At 72.3% G+C, this 13272-nt stretch carries 15 protein-coding genes; 6 read left to right on the forward strand and 9 right to left on the reverse strand.

The window, feature by feature from the left end; all coding sequences use genetic code 11:
• The first annotated feature begins 16 nt into the window (after positions 1–16).
• On the forward strand, positions 17–1495 hold the full coding sequence (locus B0I32_RS04190) for a glycoside hydrolase family 3 protein (protein ID WP_106235103.1): 1479 nt from the start codon (positions 17–19) through the stop codon (positions 1493–1495).
• Positions 1496–1499: 4 nt separating this feature from the next.
• Positions 1500–2171, forward strand: coding sequence for a pentapeptide repeat-containing protein (locus tag B0I32_RS04195; RefSeq protein WP_106235105.1), 672 nt, complete (start codon positions 1500–1502; stop codon positions 2169–2171).
• Positions 2172–2189: 18 nt separating this feature from the next.
• Here the strand turns inward: B0I32_RS04195 and B0I32_RS04200 are convergent, their stop codons facing one another.
• The 4 genes from B0I32_RS04200 to B0I32_RS04215 form a co-directional block, all read right to left on the reverse strand.
• Positions 2190–3281, reverse strand: a complete 1092-nt coding sequence (locus tag B0I32_RS04200; protein WP_106235106.1) for an NAD(P)H-dependent flavin oxidoreductase — start codon at positions 3279–3281, stop codon at positions 2190–2192.
• On the reverse strand, positions 3278–4000 hold the full coding sequence (locus tag B0I32_RS04205; RefSeq protein ID WP_106235108.1) for a CoA-transferase subunit beta: 723 nt from the start codon (positions 3998–4000) through the stop codon (positions 3278–3280). The genes B0I32_RS04200 and B0I32_RS04205 overlap by 4 nt, the downstream gene beginning before the upstream one ends.
• A complete protein-coding gene (locus B0I32_RS04210) occupies positions 3987–4760 on the reverse strand; it encodes a CoA transferase subunit A (protein ID WP_106235110.1) in 774 nt (257 codons plus the stop codon). The genes B0I32_RS04205 and B0I32_RS04210 overlap by 14 nt, the downstream gene beginning before the upstream one ends.
• A gap of 92 nt (positions 4761–4852) precedes the next feature.
• Positions 4853–5581, reverse strand: coding sequence for an enoyl-CoA hydratase family protein (locus tag B0I32_RS04215; RefSeq protein WP_106235112.1), 729 nt, complete (start codon positions 5579–5581; stop codon positions 4853–4855).
• A 40-nt stretch (positions 5582–5621) separates the two neighbouring features.
• Between B0I32_RS04215 and B0I32_RS59600 the strand changes: the two genes are divergently transcribed.
• Positions 5622–6614 carry an SDR family oxidoreductase gene (locus B0I32_RS59600; protein ID WP_245955571.1) on the forward strand — a complete coding sequence of 331 codons (993 nt, stop codon included), beginning with the start codon at positions 5622–5624 and terminating at the stop codon, positions 6612–6614.
• Between the two features lie 141 nt (positions 6615–6755).
• Here B0I32_RS59600 and B0I32_RS04230 read toward each other — a convergent pair whose 3' ends face one another.
• A complete protein-coding gene (locus B0I32_RS04230) occupies positions 6756–7412 on the reverse strand; it encodes an NIPSNAP family protein (RefSeq protein ID WP_106235113.1) in 657 nt (218 codons plus the stop codon).
• A gap of 217 nt (positions 7413–7629) precedes the next feature.
• On the opposite strand from B0I32_RS04230, the gene B0I32_RS04235 reads away from it, so the two are divergent.
• From B0I32_RS04235 to B0I32_RS04245, 3 genes are all read left to right on the forward strand, one after another.
• Positions 7630–7917: a hypothetical protein gene (locus B0I32_RS04235; RefSeq protein WP_106235115.1), complete on the forward strand. Its 288-nt coding sequence runs from the start codon at positions 7630–7632 to the stop codon at positions 7915–7917.
• 43 nt (positions 7918–7960) lie between these two features.
• Positions 7961–8218, forward strand: coding sequence for a hypothetical protein (locus tag B0I32_RS04240; RefSeq protein WP_106235117.1), 258 nt, complete (start codon positions 7961–7963; stop codon positions 8216–8218).
• Between the two features lie 103 nt (positions 8219–8321).
• On the forward strand, positions 8322–9134 hold the full coding sequence (locus tag B0I32_RS04245) for an ATP-grasp domain-containing protein (RefSeq protein ID WP_106235118.1): 813 nt from the start codon (positions 8322–8324) through the stop codon (positions 9132–9134).
• On the opposite strand, the gene B0I32_RS04250 is transcribed toward B0I32_RS04245, so the two are convergent.
• The 4 genes from B0I32_RS04250 to B0I32_RS04265 all read right to left on the reverse strand — a co-directional run bounded on the left by B0I32_RS04250 (position 9135) and on the right by B0I32_RS04265 (position 13269).
• Positions 9135–9881, reverse strand: a complete 747-nt coding sequence (locus tag B0I32_RS04250) for an SDR family oxidoreductase (protein WP_106235120.1) — start codon at positions 9879–9881, stop codon at positions 9135–9137. It lies immediately after the preceding gene.
• Positions 9882–9930: 49 nt separating this feature from the next.
• On the reverse strand, positions 9931–11226 hold the full coding sequence (locus tag B0I32_RS04255) for a DUF2252 domain-containing protein (protein ID WP_106235122.1): 1296 nt from the start codon (positions 11224–11226) through the stop codon (positions 9931–9933).
• Positions 11227–11298: 72 nt separating this feature from the next.
• The gene (locus B0I32_RS04260; RefSeq protein ID WP_106235124.1) at positions 11299–12108 is read right to left on the reverse strand and encodes an SDR family oxidoreductase; all 810 of its coding nucleotides are present in this window, start codon (positions 12106–12108) and stop codon (positions 11299–11301) included.
• 36 nt (positions 12109–12144) lie between these two features.
• Positions 12145–13269, reverse strand: coding sequence for an acyl-CoA dehydrogenase family protein (locus B0I32_RS04265; RefSeq protein WP_106235125.1), 1125 nt, complete (start codon positions 13267–13269; stop codon positions 12145–12147).
• Positions 13270–13272 lie beyond the last annotated feature (3 nt).

The following is a 13272-nucleotide window of genomic DNA, read 5'->3' on the forward strand; positions in this document are numbered from 1 at the left end:
TATTAGATTGCAGACCATGCCCCTGAGCGGTGACCTGCTTCGCCTCGCCGACGCCGTCCTCTTCCCCGGTTTCACCGGACACGCCCCTCCCGACTGGATCCGCCGCCGGCTCGGCGCGGGGCTGGCCGGAGTGGTTCTGTTCTCGCGCAACATCGCCGATCCCGCCCAGGTGGCCCGGCTCACCGCCGCCCTGCGCGCGGAGAACCCCGAGGTGCTCGTCGGCACCGACGAGGAGTCCGGCGAGGTCACCAGGCTGGAGGCGGACACCGGCAGCAGCCGCCCCGGCGGATACGCGCTCGGCGTCGTGGACGACGTGGACCTCACCGAGTCGCTGGCCGCCGGCCTCGGCGCGGACCTGTCCAGGGCGGGCATCTCGCTCGACTTCGCCCCCTCCGCCGACGTCAACTCCAACCCGGACAACCCGGTCATCGGGCTCAGGGCCTTCGGCGCGGACCCGGCGCTGGTCGCCCGGCACACCAGGGCGTTCGTCCGCGGGCTGCAGTCGGCCGGGGTGGCCGCCTGCGCCAAGCACTTCCCCGGGCACGGGGACACCTCCGTGGACTCGCACCACGGGATGCCGGTCGTCGCCGAGAGCGGGATCGAGGACGCGCTGTTCCCTTTTCGCGAGGCCATCGCCGAAGGGGTCAAGGCGGTCATGACCGGCCACCTCCTGGTGCCGTCGTACGACGCCGAACTGCCCGCCACGCTCAGCCCCAAGGTGCTCACCGGGCTGCTGCGGGAGGAGCTCGGCTTCGACGGGATGATCATCACTGACGGCATCGAGATGGCCGCCGTGGCGGGCACGTACGGGATCGGGGGCGCCTCCGCCCGCGCCCTGGCCGCCGGCGCCGATGCCATCTGCGTCGGCGGCGAGCACGCCGACGAGGCCACCGCGGCCGGGATCCGCGACGCGATCGCGGCGGCGGTGACCACCGGGCTGCTGCCCGAGGAGCGACTGGCGCAGGCCGCTCGCAGGGTCCGCGAGCTGGCCACGTGGGCCGCCTCCTCGGGCAGTCAGGACCCCGCCGACGGCCAGGTCGGCCTGGCCGCGGCCCGCCGGGCGATCCGCGTCACCCGCCGTTCCACCGCGGCCGTGCTCCCGCTCGGCCCCGAGCCCTGCGTGGTGGAGCTGGCGCCGGAGATGAACCTGGCCATCGACAGGAAGACCCCGTGGGGCGTCGGCGAGCCGCTGAGCCGCCTGCGTCCCGGCACCTCCACCGTCCGCCTGACGGCGGGCCGGAGCACCGGCCCCGAGCTGGAACGGGTGCTCGGCCAGGCGGCCGGCCGCCCGCTGGTCGTGGTGGTCAGGGACGTGCACCGTCACCGCTGGCAGTCCGAGGCCCTGAGACACCTGCTCAGCGCCCGCCCCGATACCGTGGTCGTGGAGATGGGGCTGCCCGCCAGGTCCGACCTGGGCGCCGTGCACATCGCCACGTACGGTTCGGCGCGGGTCTGCGGCCAGGCCGCGGCGGAGGCGCTGACCGGTAGTCTCTGAGATCGTGAACTTCGACGGCGAGGACCTCTCGCACAAGGCGCTGGGCGACCGGCTGCCCCAGGGGGAGACGCACGTCTTCCGCGAGTGCGACCTGACGGAGACCGACCTGTGGGGCGCCTCGCTGGCCGGGGCGCGGTTCGAGTCGTGCGTGCTGGAGCAGACCGACTTCCGCAAGGCCGACCTCGACGGGGCGGTGTTCAAGGGCGGCGGCGGGATGCGGATCAGGTTCAGCGACGCCGACCTCATCGACGCGGCCTTCACCGACGTGGACCTGTCCTCGGCCCAGTTCGGCGGCGCGCTGCTGACCGACGTCTCCTTCACCGGCTGCCGCATGATCGGCGCCTCGCTGACCGGCTCCAGGGGCACGGGCTTCAAGGTCGCGCGCTCCAACCTGACCCTGGCCAACCTCGGCGGCTGCTCGCTGCGCGGCGAGGTGATCGAGGGCGTGCGCTTCGACGACGCCGACCTGTCCGGCTGCGACTTCACCCAGGCCACGCTGAGCGACTGCCGGCTCATCGGCGCGCGGCTGCTGCTGACCAAGTTCAAGCAGGCCGACCTGCGCGGGGCCGACCTGGGGCAGCCGGACGACGACAGGCTGCGCGCGTTCGCCGGAGCCGTCATCAACCAGACGCAGGCCAACGCCATCCTCGCCGCCCGCGGCATCACCGTCCTGTAGCCGCCGCGTCGTACGGCATCACCGTCCTGCAGCCGCCTCGTCCGGCCGTGCCGCACGGTGCGGCGTCTCGTCCTGCCGGGGCGCGTGCGCGGGCAGGCGGGACAGGGTCGCCTCCGCCTCCGTCATGACGCGTTCGATCAGCTCGCGGCAGGACGGCAGGTCGTCGATCACCGTGACCACCTGCCCCGAGGCCATCACCCCCAGGTCCACCCGGCCCTCCACCATGGCCGCCCGCAGCAGCACCGGCGTGTTCGCCGCCTGCAGCACCTGCGCCCACGTCAGCTCGCGGCCCCGCCGCATCCGCCGTCCCTCGCGCAGCATCGACCGCCAGGACAGCCCCGACAGCCGCTTGAACCTGGCCCCGTTCACCACCGCCCTGACCAGGCGGGAGCGTTCGAGCGAGGCCACGAACGGCGTGTTGAGCACCCGGTGCGGCACCCCGTCCACGTCGCGGGTCACCACGGTCTCCCGCGCCGCCAGGTAGAACCGCTTCACCTCGTCGGGCACGGGCGAGTCGGCGGTCAGCAGGAACCGGGTGCCCATGGCGATCCCGCAGGCCCCGTAGGCCAGCGCCGCCACCAGCCCCCGCCCGTCGAAGAAGCCGCCCGCCGCGATCACCGGGATGTCCACCGCGTCCACGACCTGCGGCAGCAGCAGGGTGGTCGCCACCGGCCCGGTGTGCCCTCCGCCCTCCCCGCCCTGCACGATCACCGCGTCGGCGCCCCACTCCGCCACCTTCTCCGCGTGCCGGCGCGCCCCCACCGACGGGATCGTCAGCACGCCCGCGTCCTTGAGCCGGGCGATCAGCTCACGGCGCGGCGCCAGGGCGAACGACGCCACCTGCACGCCCTCCCTGATCAGCACCTCGATCCTGGCGGCCGCGTCGTCGGCGTCGGCGCGCAGGTTCACCCCGAAGGGGGCGTCCGTCCGCTCCTTGACCCGCCTGATCGCCGTGGTCATCTCCGGCACCGACATGGTGGCCGACCCGATGATGCCCAGGCCGCCCGCCGCCGACGTGGCCGCGGCCAGCCGGGCCCCGGCGACGTACCCCATGCCGGTCTGCACGATCGGATGCCGGCAGCCGACCAGCGACGTCAGCGCGGTCCTCAACCGGCCACCTCCCGCTCGCGCAGGCGGCCGGGGTCGAGGCGGTCGAGCACGCGCAGCTCCTCCTCGGTCGGCTCCCGCGTACGGGGGACGTCGTCGCCGGCGCCGGCCAGCTCGAACCCGGTCGCGGCCACCACGTCGGCCACGCTGACCCCCGGATGCACCGACACCAGCCGCATCGCCCCGCCGGGCCCGCCGAAGTCGAGCACGGCCAGGTTCGTCACCACCCGGCGCAGCTCGTACGCGCCCCTGTCGGTGCCGAGCCCGCTGACCATGTCCACCTCGGGCACGAACACCCTGGCCGAGTGCTTGGGGATCCAGTAACTCGTCGGGTCGCAGCGCGTGTTCCCCGGGGCGCCGCGCACGCCGAGCAACTGCGCCTTCGGCCTGGCCCAGTCGCCGACGCAGGAGATGTTCGTGTTGCCGTGCCGGTCGATCTGGCTGGCCCCGAGCATGACGTGCCGCCGCCCGTTCAGCACCAGCCACAGGTGCTCACGGAAGGGCAGCCACCCCTCCACCACCTGCGGCGCCTCGCCGAGCGCGGGCACGTCGCCGGTGAGCAGGCAGACGCCGTCGTGGGTGAGCAGGTCCGGCTCGAACGTCAGCCGGGCCAGCCGCGCGGCCAGCACTGTGACCGCCCCGCCGATCCCGGCCGCGAGGATCTCCCCGTCACCTCTGAACGCCTCCGCGCAGGCCACCACGCACACGTCAGCCCTGCTCACGGAAGTCCTCCCACGGGGTCTCCACGTACCGTCGCTGCTCGGCCTCGTCGCGGCCGTAGTCGGGCTCGCACGAGGTGAACCCGGCGCCGCCCGGCGCCTCCACCACGCCCGCCACCATCGAGCGGCTGATCAGCAACGACTGCACCGGCCCCTCCTTCAGCAGGTCCGCCGGGTCCACCAGCCGCTCGCACGAGACGTAGCAGCGCCCGGCGGCCTTGGCGTAGAGGTCGTCGAAGTACGGGTCTGGACCCAGGTACTGGGCGTTGCCCCGCGCGTCGGCCCGGTTCACGTGCACGAGCGCCACGTCGGGCGTCAGCGCCGGCACCGCGACCAGCTCCTCCCCGTCCCCGTACGGCGAGCGCACGGTACGCAGCTCCGGATTGACCCGCATCACGTCCGAGCCCAGCCCCGCCCGCGTCGGCAGGAACGGCAGCCGGTGCGCCCCGGCCAGCAGGCCGAACATGAACATGCCCTCGTCGTACTCGGTGAACTCGATCGCCCCCGTCTGGCGGGCCCTCCTGAAGTGCGGTTCGAGGGCGATGGAGTCGAGCGTCACGAACGGGGCCACGACCCTGCGCACTTTTCCGGCCGCGCACAACATGCCGACGTCGGGGCCGCCGTACGAGATGAGCGTGAGGTCGCGGACGGGGGAGCGGAGCAGGGCGCGGACCAGGGTCATGGGCTTGCGGCGCGAGCCCCAGCCGCCGATCCCGACCGCCATGCCGCTCTCCACGGACGCGGCCACCTGCTCGGCCGTCATCACCTTGCTCCCCTTACGTGCCCCCGGACTGGCCGCCGGACTGGCCGCCGGGCTGGCCGCCGGGCTGGCCGCCGGGTCGCTCGCCGACGCGCTCACTCGAACCGCTCCCTGTGCCGCTCGCCGATGCCCAGCAGGTTGAGCTCGAAGGTGAAGCCCTGCTCGAAGCGGTAGCTGCGGTTGACGTCCATCGGGTCGATGCCGTTGAGCGACTCCTTCGCGCGCCGGATCACGTACGGGTCCTTGGCCGCGATCTGCCCCGCCACCTCCATCGCCGTCTCACGCAGCTTGTCGCGCGGCACCACCTCCAGGACCGACCCGAAGGCGTGCAGCTCGGCGGCGGTGACGTTTCTGCACGTGTAGACCATGGCCCGGACGAGATGCTGCGGCACCAGCCTGGACAGGTGCGTGGCGGCGCCCAGCGCGCCCCGGTCCACCTCGGGCAGGCCGAAGTAGGCGTCATCCCCGGCCACCACCACGTCCGCGTTCCCGGCCAGCCCGACGCCGCCGCCCAGGCAGTGCCCGTGCACGGCCGCGATCACCGGCACCGCGCACTCGTACACGGCGGCGAACGCCTCGTAGCACGCCCGGTTGGCCCCGACCAGCGCCGCGTGCCCCTCGCTGTCGCGCATCTCCTTGATGTCCACTCCGGCGTTGAACCCGCGTCCCTCGGCCCGCAGCACGACCACCCGGGTCGCGGGGTCCTCGCCGGCCGCCCGCACGAGGCGGGCCAGCTTCTCCCAGTCCCGCACGGCCAGCGCGTTCACCGGCGGCAGGTCCACGACCACCTCGGCGACCGCTCCGCCCAGCAACGTGATGCCCATCTCCCCCCTTACCTAACGCTTGCTTGGTACGGTAGCACTCGTGACCGTGACTTACGACTACGCGGGCAAGCACGTCCTGGTGACCGGCGGTACGAAGGGCATCGGCGCCGGCATCGCCGCCGCCTTCGCCGCGGCCGGCGCCGAGGTAACCGTCTGCGCCAGAACCCCACCCACCACCCACGACCGCCACTCCGGCGAGACCGCATCCGGCGCGGGCGGGTCGGGTTTCGTCACGGCCGGGGGGATCCGTTTCGTCCAGGCCGATGTGCGCGATCCCGCGGACGTCGAGCGGCTGATCTCGGGGTTCGACCGGCTCGACGTCGTGGTCAACAACGCGGGCGGCTCGCCTCCCGCGCCCCTGGAGGGCACGTCGCCCCGCCTGCACGCCCGCGTCATCGAGCTCAACCTGACGGCCCCGCTGCTGGTCTCGCAGCGCGCGTACCCGCTGCTCGCCGCCGTGGGCGGTGCCGTGGTGATGATCGGCAGCGCGAGCGGCGCCCGCCCTTCACCCGGCACCTCCGCGTACGGCGCCGCCAAGGCCGGCCTGCACCACCTGGCCCGCTGCCTGGCCGCCGAGTGGGCCCCCCGGGTCCGCGTCAACACGGTCGTCGTGGGCCTGGCCAACACCCAGAACCCCGGCTCCCGGGATCCCGCCGCCCAGGATCCCGCCACCGAGAACCCCGGCTCCCGGGATCCCACCGTCCAGGACCCCGCCACCCAGGACCCCGCCACCCAGGACCCCAACTCCCAGGACCCCAACTCCCAGGACCCCAACTCCCAGGACCCCAACTCCCAGGACCCCAACTCCCAGGACACCCCCACCCGGGACGCCGGCGCCCACGGCGCGGCGGACCACTACGGCGGCCGAACGGACCTCGACGGCCGGGCCATTCCGGCCGGTCGGATGGCCACGCCCGCCGACGTGGCCCAGGTCTGCCTCTGGCTGGCCGCCCCCGGCTACGTGACCGGCGCGGAGGTACGGGTGGACGGCGGCGGCGAGATCCCCGCCTGGCGCCACCTCGTCTCGGACTGACCGGCGACCGGCCCGGGAGCCGACGCGGGCCCTCGCGTGGAAAGCCGGCCCGCCGACCGGCGCGGAGGCGGCCGGAGGCGGCTCGGGGACGGCCGGCTGAGGCACGGGGTCAGGGCAGGGACGACCGGGGGCGGCGCGGGATCAGCGCAGGGACGACCGGGCGGTGGGGCGCAGGCGCAGCCGTTCCGTGGGCGCGGTCAGGTACGGCTTCAGCATCGGCAGGTCCACCACCCGCTCCTCCTCCGCCGTCTCGAACCGGGCGAACCACACGAACACGTTCACCCCCGTCCGGACGGGCAGTCGCGGATAGGTGTTCTCCGCGTGCTTGCTCTCCAGGCAGGCCACCGGCCGCACCCCCGCCCCGGCCAGCACCGGCACCGCCTCCCGGGCGAAGACGCCGGCGAAGCCGTCCCCGACCACGTGATGGATGGTGACTACGTAGAGTGACGACGGCAGGTCCGTCGCCCCGACCGGGGGCCGTTCCCCGAACGGCAGTTCGGGTCCGGCCGGACGCAGCAGCAGCACGTCGTCGGAGTCGATCAGCGTGGCGTTGGCCGCGTCGCGGTTGGCCTGCCAGACGGGGCCGCTGTAGAAGTCGGTCAGCGCCGCCCGCCGCGTCTCCATGTCGGGAAAGGCGCGCAACCAGGGGAAGGTGTCCGGCTCGCCGTCCTCGCGGAAGGACGCGGCCACGCGCATGCCGGCGGCCTCCTGCGTCTCGATGAACTTCCGTTCGAACAAGTCGATGAGGTCGTCGCGCCGCCCCGGGCGCATCTGGTAGCGCCGTAGTTCGTAGATCATGCGCCGGACGGTAAGGCCGGGTCACTGACATCCCGTGTCAGCGTATGGTTCGAACAATATTCTGATCACTCACAGCTACTAATCGACCACGTAACGCTATATGCTCGCACTGACCTTGATCCCCTGAGGTCCAAGGAAGGTCAAGGAGATGGTGTGCGTCCCAGGGCCCTGGCGAGCGCCGTCTCCGAGCTCTTCTCCAACTGGCGAAGGAGCAGAAGTGATCAGAAGGGTGTGCGCCGCCGCGGCCGTGCTGGCAGCGGTCGCCGGCGGCACACTACTGGCAGTCCCCGCTCACGCTGACGACGACTGGATCGGCCCGTGGACCGGTGCCAACTGGTCCGCGAACCGGAGCGGCAACAGCGATTCGTCCCAGTCGGGCAACAACTTCGGGGACGTCCTGGCCGGCAACCACGGCTCGGGACGCTCGACCAACGTCAACAACGTCAACGGCATCGCGCCGACCGCCAGCAACGGCGGCATCACGGTGACGTACATCTTCTACTGATCCCGCTGACGTCCCAGAACAGCACTACGAAAGGGCAAGCACCATGATGAAGAAGCTCTGCGTGACCGGTCTCATCGCCGCCGCGGCCGGCGTGACCCTGCTGTCGGCCCCCGCCCAGGCCGACACGAACGCCGGCAACACCAGCTCCAACCGCGGCTCCTCGCAGTCGGGCAACAACTTCGGCAACGTCGTCAACTCCAACGTGAACGGCCTCGGCGCCACCGCGATCAACAACGTCAACGGCAACGCCGTGACGGGGACCAACGGCAGTGACGTGGTCGTCGACGACGTGGTCGACTAGTCCGGCCCCCCGCGCCGCGGACCTGACGGAACGTGGCGCGTCCGTGCGGGAGGGGCGGGCCGGGTCGGAAAAGGCCCGGCTCGCGCCGTATTAGCATCTTTGCGTGACTCTCTGCGCCTATGCCACGTTTGAGAACTTCTCTGAGGACGACGAGCTCGACTTGGTCCTGACCGCCTGGAAGGAGGCCGGGATCGACGGGCGCGCCGAGCGCTGGGACGATCCGGCCGTCGACTGGAGCGTCTACGACGCGGTCGTCGTCCGTTCCGTCTGGGACTACATCCTGCGGCGGGAGGAGTTCCTGGCGTGGGCGCGCGGCGTGGAGTCCGTCACGCGGCTGCTGAACCCGTACGCGGTGCTGGAGTCCAACACCGACAAGACCTACCTGCGCGACCTGGGTGTGCCGATCGTGCCCACGCACTGGTCGTCGCGGGGGCTGCCCGACTGGCCGGAATACGTGGTCAAGCCGACCGTCTCCGGCGGGGCCCGCGACACCGTCAGGACCGCAGACCGCGCCGAGGCCGAGGCGCTGGCCGCGGCGCTGGAGGCCGCGGGGCGCGCGCCGATGGTGCAGCCGTACCTCGACATGGTGGAGTCGGAGGGCGAGACCTCGCTGCTGTTCTTCAACCGCCGCCTCAGTCACGCCGTCCGCAGGAAGCCGATGCTCGCCCGCGGAGCGGGTTCCGGCGACATCTCCGGGGCCGGGCTCCGCACCCCAGCTCCGGACCAGGTCGACCTCGCCGAGAAGGTGCTCACCGCCGTACCCCATGTCCTTCTCTATGCCAGGGTCGATCTGGTCCGGCTACCCGGCGGCGCGCCCGCCGTCATCGAGCTCGAGCTGACCGAGCCCTCCCTCTACCTGCACCACGAGCCGTCGGCGGCGGCGAGCTTCGCCAGGGCGCTGCGCGAGCTGCTCTGATCAGCAGGAGATTCCGCCGTCCACCGGGATGACCGCGCCGGTGAGGTACGCCCCCGCCCGCGAGGCCAGGAAGATGGCCGCGCCCGCCATGTCCTCCGGCCGCCCGATGCGCCCCAGCGGGACGCTCGCGGCGATGCTCGCGCGGGTGGCGGGGTCGTCGAGCGCGAACGCCATCATCTTCGAGTCGAACGGCCCCGGCGCGATGGCGTTGACCGTGATGTGCTCGCCGGCCAGGCGCTTGGCCAGGTGGCGGGTGAGCATGTGGACGGCCGACTTCGTCGAGGAGTAGGCGTAACTCTCCAGGGCCGGCACCCTGAGCCCGTCGATCGAGCCGACGTTGATCACCCGGGCCGGGTCGTCGGCGCCGGCCGTCTGGCGCAACTGCGGCAGGAACCGCTGGGTCAGCTGGAACACCCCCTTGACGTTGATGTTCCAGAGCTTGTCGAAGGCGCTCTCGGGATACTCCTCCAGCGGCGCGCCCCAGGTCGCCCCCGCGTTGTTCACCAGCACGTGCAGCGGCCCGTCCACCGCCGACACCAGCCGTTCCAGCCCCTCGGGCGTGGACAGGTCGGCCGGCACGGCGGAGCAGCCGAGCTCGGCGGCCGTCTTCTCCACCTCGGCCGTCTTACGGGCGGAGATGTACACGGTCGCGCCCGCCTCGACGAACCCGGCGGCGATCATGCGCCCGATGCCGCGCGAACCGCCGGTGACGACGACGTTCTTGCCTTCCACTGAGAACAGAGTCATGTTCTGGGAGCATGCCATACCGACCGGTCGGCTGTCAGGGCTGGGACGCTCACACCCCGGGCAGGCGGCCGTTGCGGAACAGGTCGACGAACCGCTGGTGATCGTCCCTGGCCCGCGCCCCGTACCGGTGGGCGAAGTCCACCAGCGCCGCGACGAACCCGGACCTGTCGTCGCCGATCACCGCCACGATCGCCTCCTCCGTCGAGAAGTCCACCAGGTCGTGACTGGACTCGTCGTCGGCCACCGAGTGCATGCGCGCCACCGCCCGCCCCAGGTCCTGCACGATCGAGCGCAGCTCCGCCGGCTCGTTGACGTCGTCCCAGTCGAGGTCGGCCGAGTACGGGGACACCTCGGCCACCAGCTGCCCCACCCCGCTGAGCGCGGTGTACCCCAGCCACGGATCGGCGTAGGCCTGCAGCGCGCGCTGCGACTCGGCCGTGCGGTGGCCCTGGTGCAGGAAGTAGGAGCTGACCTTCTCGTCGGAGATGTACCGCGCCACGGCGGGGGCCGCCGCCTGCTTCATGTAGAGGATGACGTCGTTCTCCAGCGCCTGCGAGCGCCCTTCGAGCAGCAGGTTGTACGACGGCAGCCCCGCCGACCCGATGCCCACGCCCTTGCGCAGCGCCACGTCCTTGACCGCCTGCTCGTGCGGCGCGAGGGGCGCCGGCAGCGTGGCCAGGTATTCCTCGAAGGCCGCCACCACCGTCAGCCGGGTCGCCGCGTCCACCGGCTCGCGCCCCTCCATGAGCGCGAAGCGCCGGTCGTAGTCGTCGATCACGGTCTCGACGTCGAGCAGCGCCACCCTGGTGCTCAGCCGGGCCCGCTGCAGGACCCGGTGCAGCACGCCGGTGGTGCTGTCGAGCGTGAGCGAGCCGATCGCGTCGTCGCCACCGGCCGCGATGGCGCCCAGTTCGACCAGGTACGCCCCGGCGAAGTCGGTCACCAGCACGCTGATCGAGTCGTCGGACAGCGCCTTGGCGTACCCGAGCAGGGCCACGCTGGCCGCGAACCGCTTGAGGTCCCAGACGTAGGGGCCCACGTACGCCTCGTCGAAGTCGTTGACGTTGAAGACGAGGACGCCGGAGGCGTTCATGTACGTGCCGAAGTTCTCCGCGTGCAGGTCGCCGTGGATCCACACCCGGCTGGTCGGCCCGTCGAGGTAGGACTCGTCGGCGAAGGATCCGGTCATGTCCGCGTAGAACAGGCAGGCGCTGCCCCGGTAGAACGCGAAGGGGGAGGCCGCCATCTTCCTGAACTTCCGCCTGAAAGCGGCGGGGTCTCGCTTGATCGACTCGCCGAACTCCGTCATGAGGACATCGAGCAGGAACGAAGAGCGTGTGCCCATGGTCCGGACACTAGATCCGGATCGCCCGTCCGGCCACCCTGGTCTTTCCCTGACAGGGACGATCCGGGCCGGTCAGGGGTGCTGGGAGGAGACCGAGACGACCTCGCCCGTCATGTACGAGGAGTAGTCGCTGGCCAGGAAGACGATCACGTTCGCCACCTCCCACGGCTCCGCCGACCGCCCGAACGCCTCCTTGGCCGCCAGCTCCGCCAGCAGCTCCTCGCTGGTCACCTTCGCCAGGAACGGATGCACCGCCAGCGACGGCGCCACGGCGTTGACCCGCACGCCGTGCTCGGCCGCCTCCATCGCGACGCACCTGGTCAGCGCCATCACACCTGCCTTGGCCGCAGCGTAGTGCGCCTGCCCCCGCTGGGCCCGCCAGCCGACCACGGAGGCGTTGTTCACGATGACCCCGGAGCCCTGAGCGATCATCTGCCGCAGGGCCGCCCTGGTGCAGCGCATGGTGCCGTGCAGCGTGACGTCGATGACCGCGTGCCACTGCTCGTCGGTCATCTCGGCCAGCGGCGCGGTCCCGCCGAGCCCGGCGTTGTTGACCACCACGTCGAGCCGCCCGTGCGCCTCCACGACCGCGTCGAACAGCGCCAGCACCTGCGCCTCCGAGGTCACGTCGCACGGGACGGCCAGCGGCTTGACCCCGGTCAGCTCGGTCAGCGCGTCGGCGGCGGCCGACAGGCGGCGCTCGTGCCGGTCGGAGACGACGATCGTGGCGCCCTCCTCGGCGCAGCGCCGGGCGGTGGCGTAGCCGATGCCGGCGCCCGCGGCGGCCGTGACGAGCGTGACCTTGCCGTCCAGCAGGCCGTGCGCCTTCGGCTGGGGCGGTGGCTTCGGCTGGGCCGGTGGTTTCGGCGGGGACGATGACATCGGCGGCTCCGATCAGCGGGTCGATCAGCAGGTCGATCAGCGGGGAAGTCCCAGGGTGCGCTCGGCGATGATGTTGCGCTGGATCTCGCTGGAACCGGCATAGATGGTGTCGGCCCGGCTGAACAGGTAGAGCCGCTGCAGCTCGTTCAGCCCATCGGGGTCGCAGGCGAGCCCCGCCCGGCCCTGGACGGCCTGGGCCAGCTCGCCCAGCCTGCGGTGCCACTCCGACCAGTACAGCTTGGCGATCGACACCTCGGGTCCCGGGTCGGGGCGCATCGTCCTGAGCGCGTTCAGCCGCATGATCCGCAGCTCCAGCCAGGCGCGGACGAGCCGGTCGCGCAGCACGGGGTCCGTGGCGGCGCCCGTGCGCCGGGCCGTGGCGATCACCGCGTCCAGCTCCCGCGCGAACCCGAGCTGCTGGCCGAGCGTGGACGCCCCGCGCTCGTGGCCGAGCGTGGCCATGGCCACCCGCCAGCCGTCGCCCGGCGCGCCGAGGATGTTGCCCGCCGCCGTCCGCGCGCCGTCGAAGAACACCTCGTTGAACTCGGAGGTGCCGGTGAGCTGCACGATCGGGCGGACCTCGACGCCGGGGCGGTTCATCGGCACCAGCAGGTACGACAGCCCGCGATGACGCCGGGAGCCCTCCTCCGTACGGCAGAGGACGAAGCACCAGTCGGCCACGTGCGCCAGCGACGTCCACACCTTCTGTCCGGTGATCACCCACTCGCCCCCTTCGAGCCGGGCCCGCGTCTGGACGTTGGCCAGGTCGGAGCCGGCCTCCGGCTCGGAGTAGCCCTGGCACCACAGCTCCTCGCCGCGCCGGATCGGGGGCAGGAAACGGTCCTTCTGCTCGTCGGTGCCGAACTCCAGGATGGTCGGGCCGACCAGCCCCTCGCCGATGAGGCCCACCCGGGCGGGGGCGCCGGCTCTGGCGTACTCCTCGTGGAAGGCGACCTGGTCGGCGAGGGAGGCGGCGCGGCCGCCGTACCGCTCGGGCCAGCCGAGGCAGGTCCAGCCGTGCCGGCCGAGGTGACGTTCCCAGGCCTGGCGCAGTTCGTGGCCCTCGTGCTCGCGCCCGGGGCCGCCGAGCCCTCTGGCGCCGGCGAACTCGCCGCGCAGGTTCTCCTCCAGCCAGGCCCTGGCCTGCTCGCGAAGGCTCACGGC

The sequence above is a fragment of the Nonomuraea fuscirosea genome (genome assembly GCF_003001935.1).
Lineage (GTDB): Bacteria > Actinomycetota > Actinomycetes > Streptosporangiales > Streptosporangiaceae > Nonomuraea > Nonomuraea fuscirosea.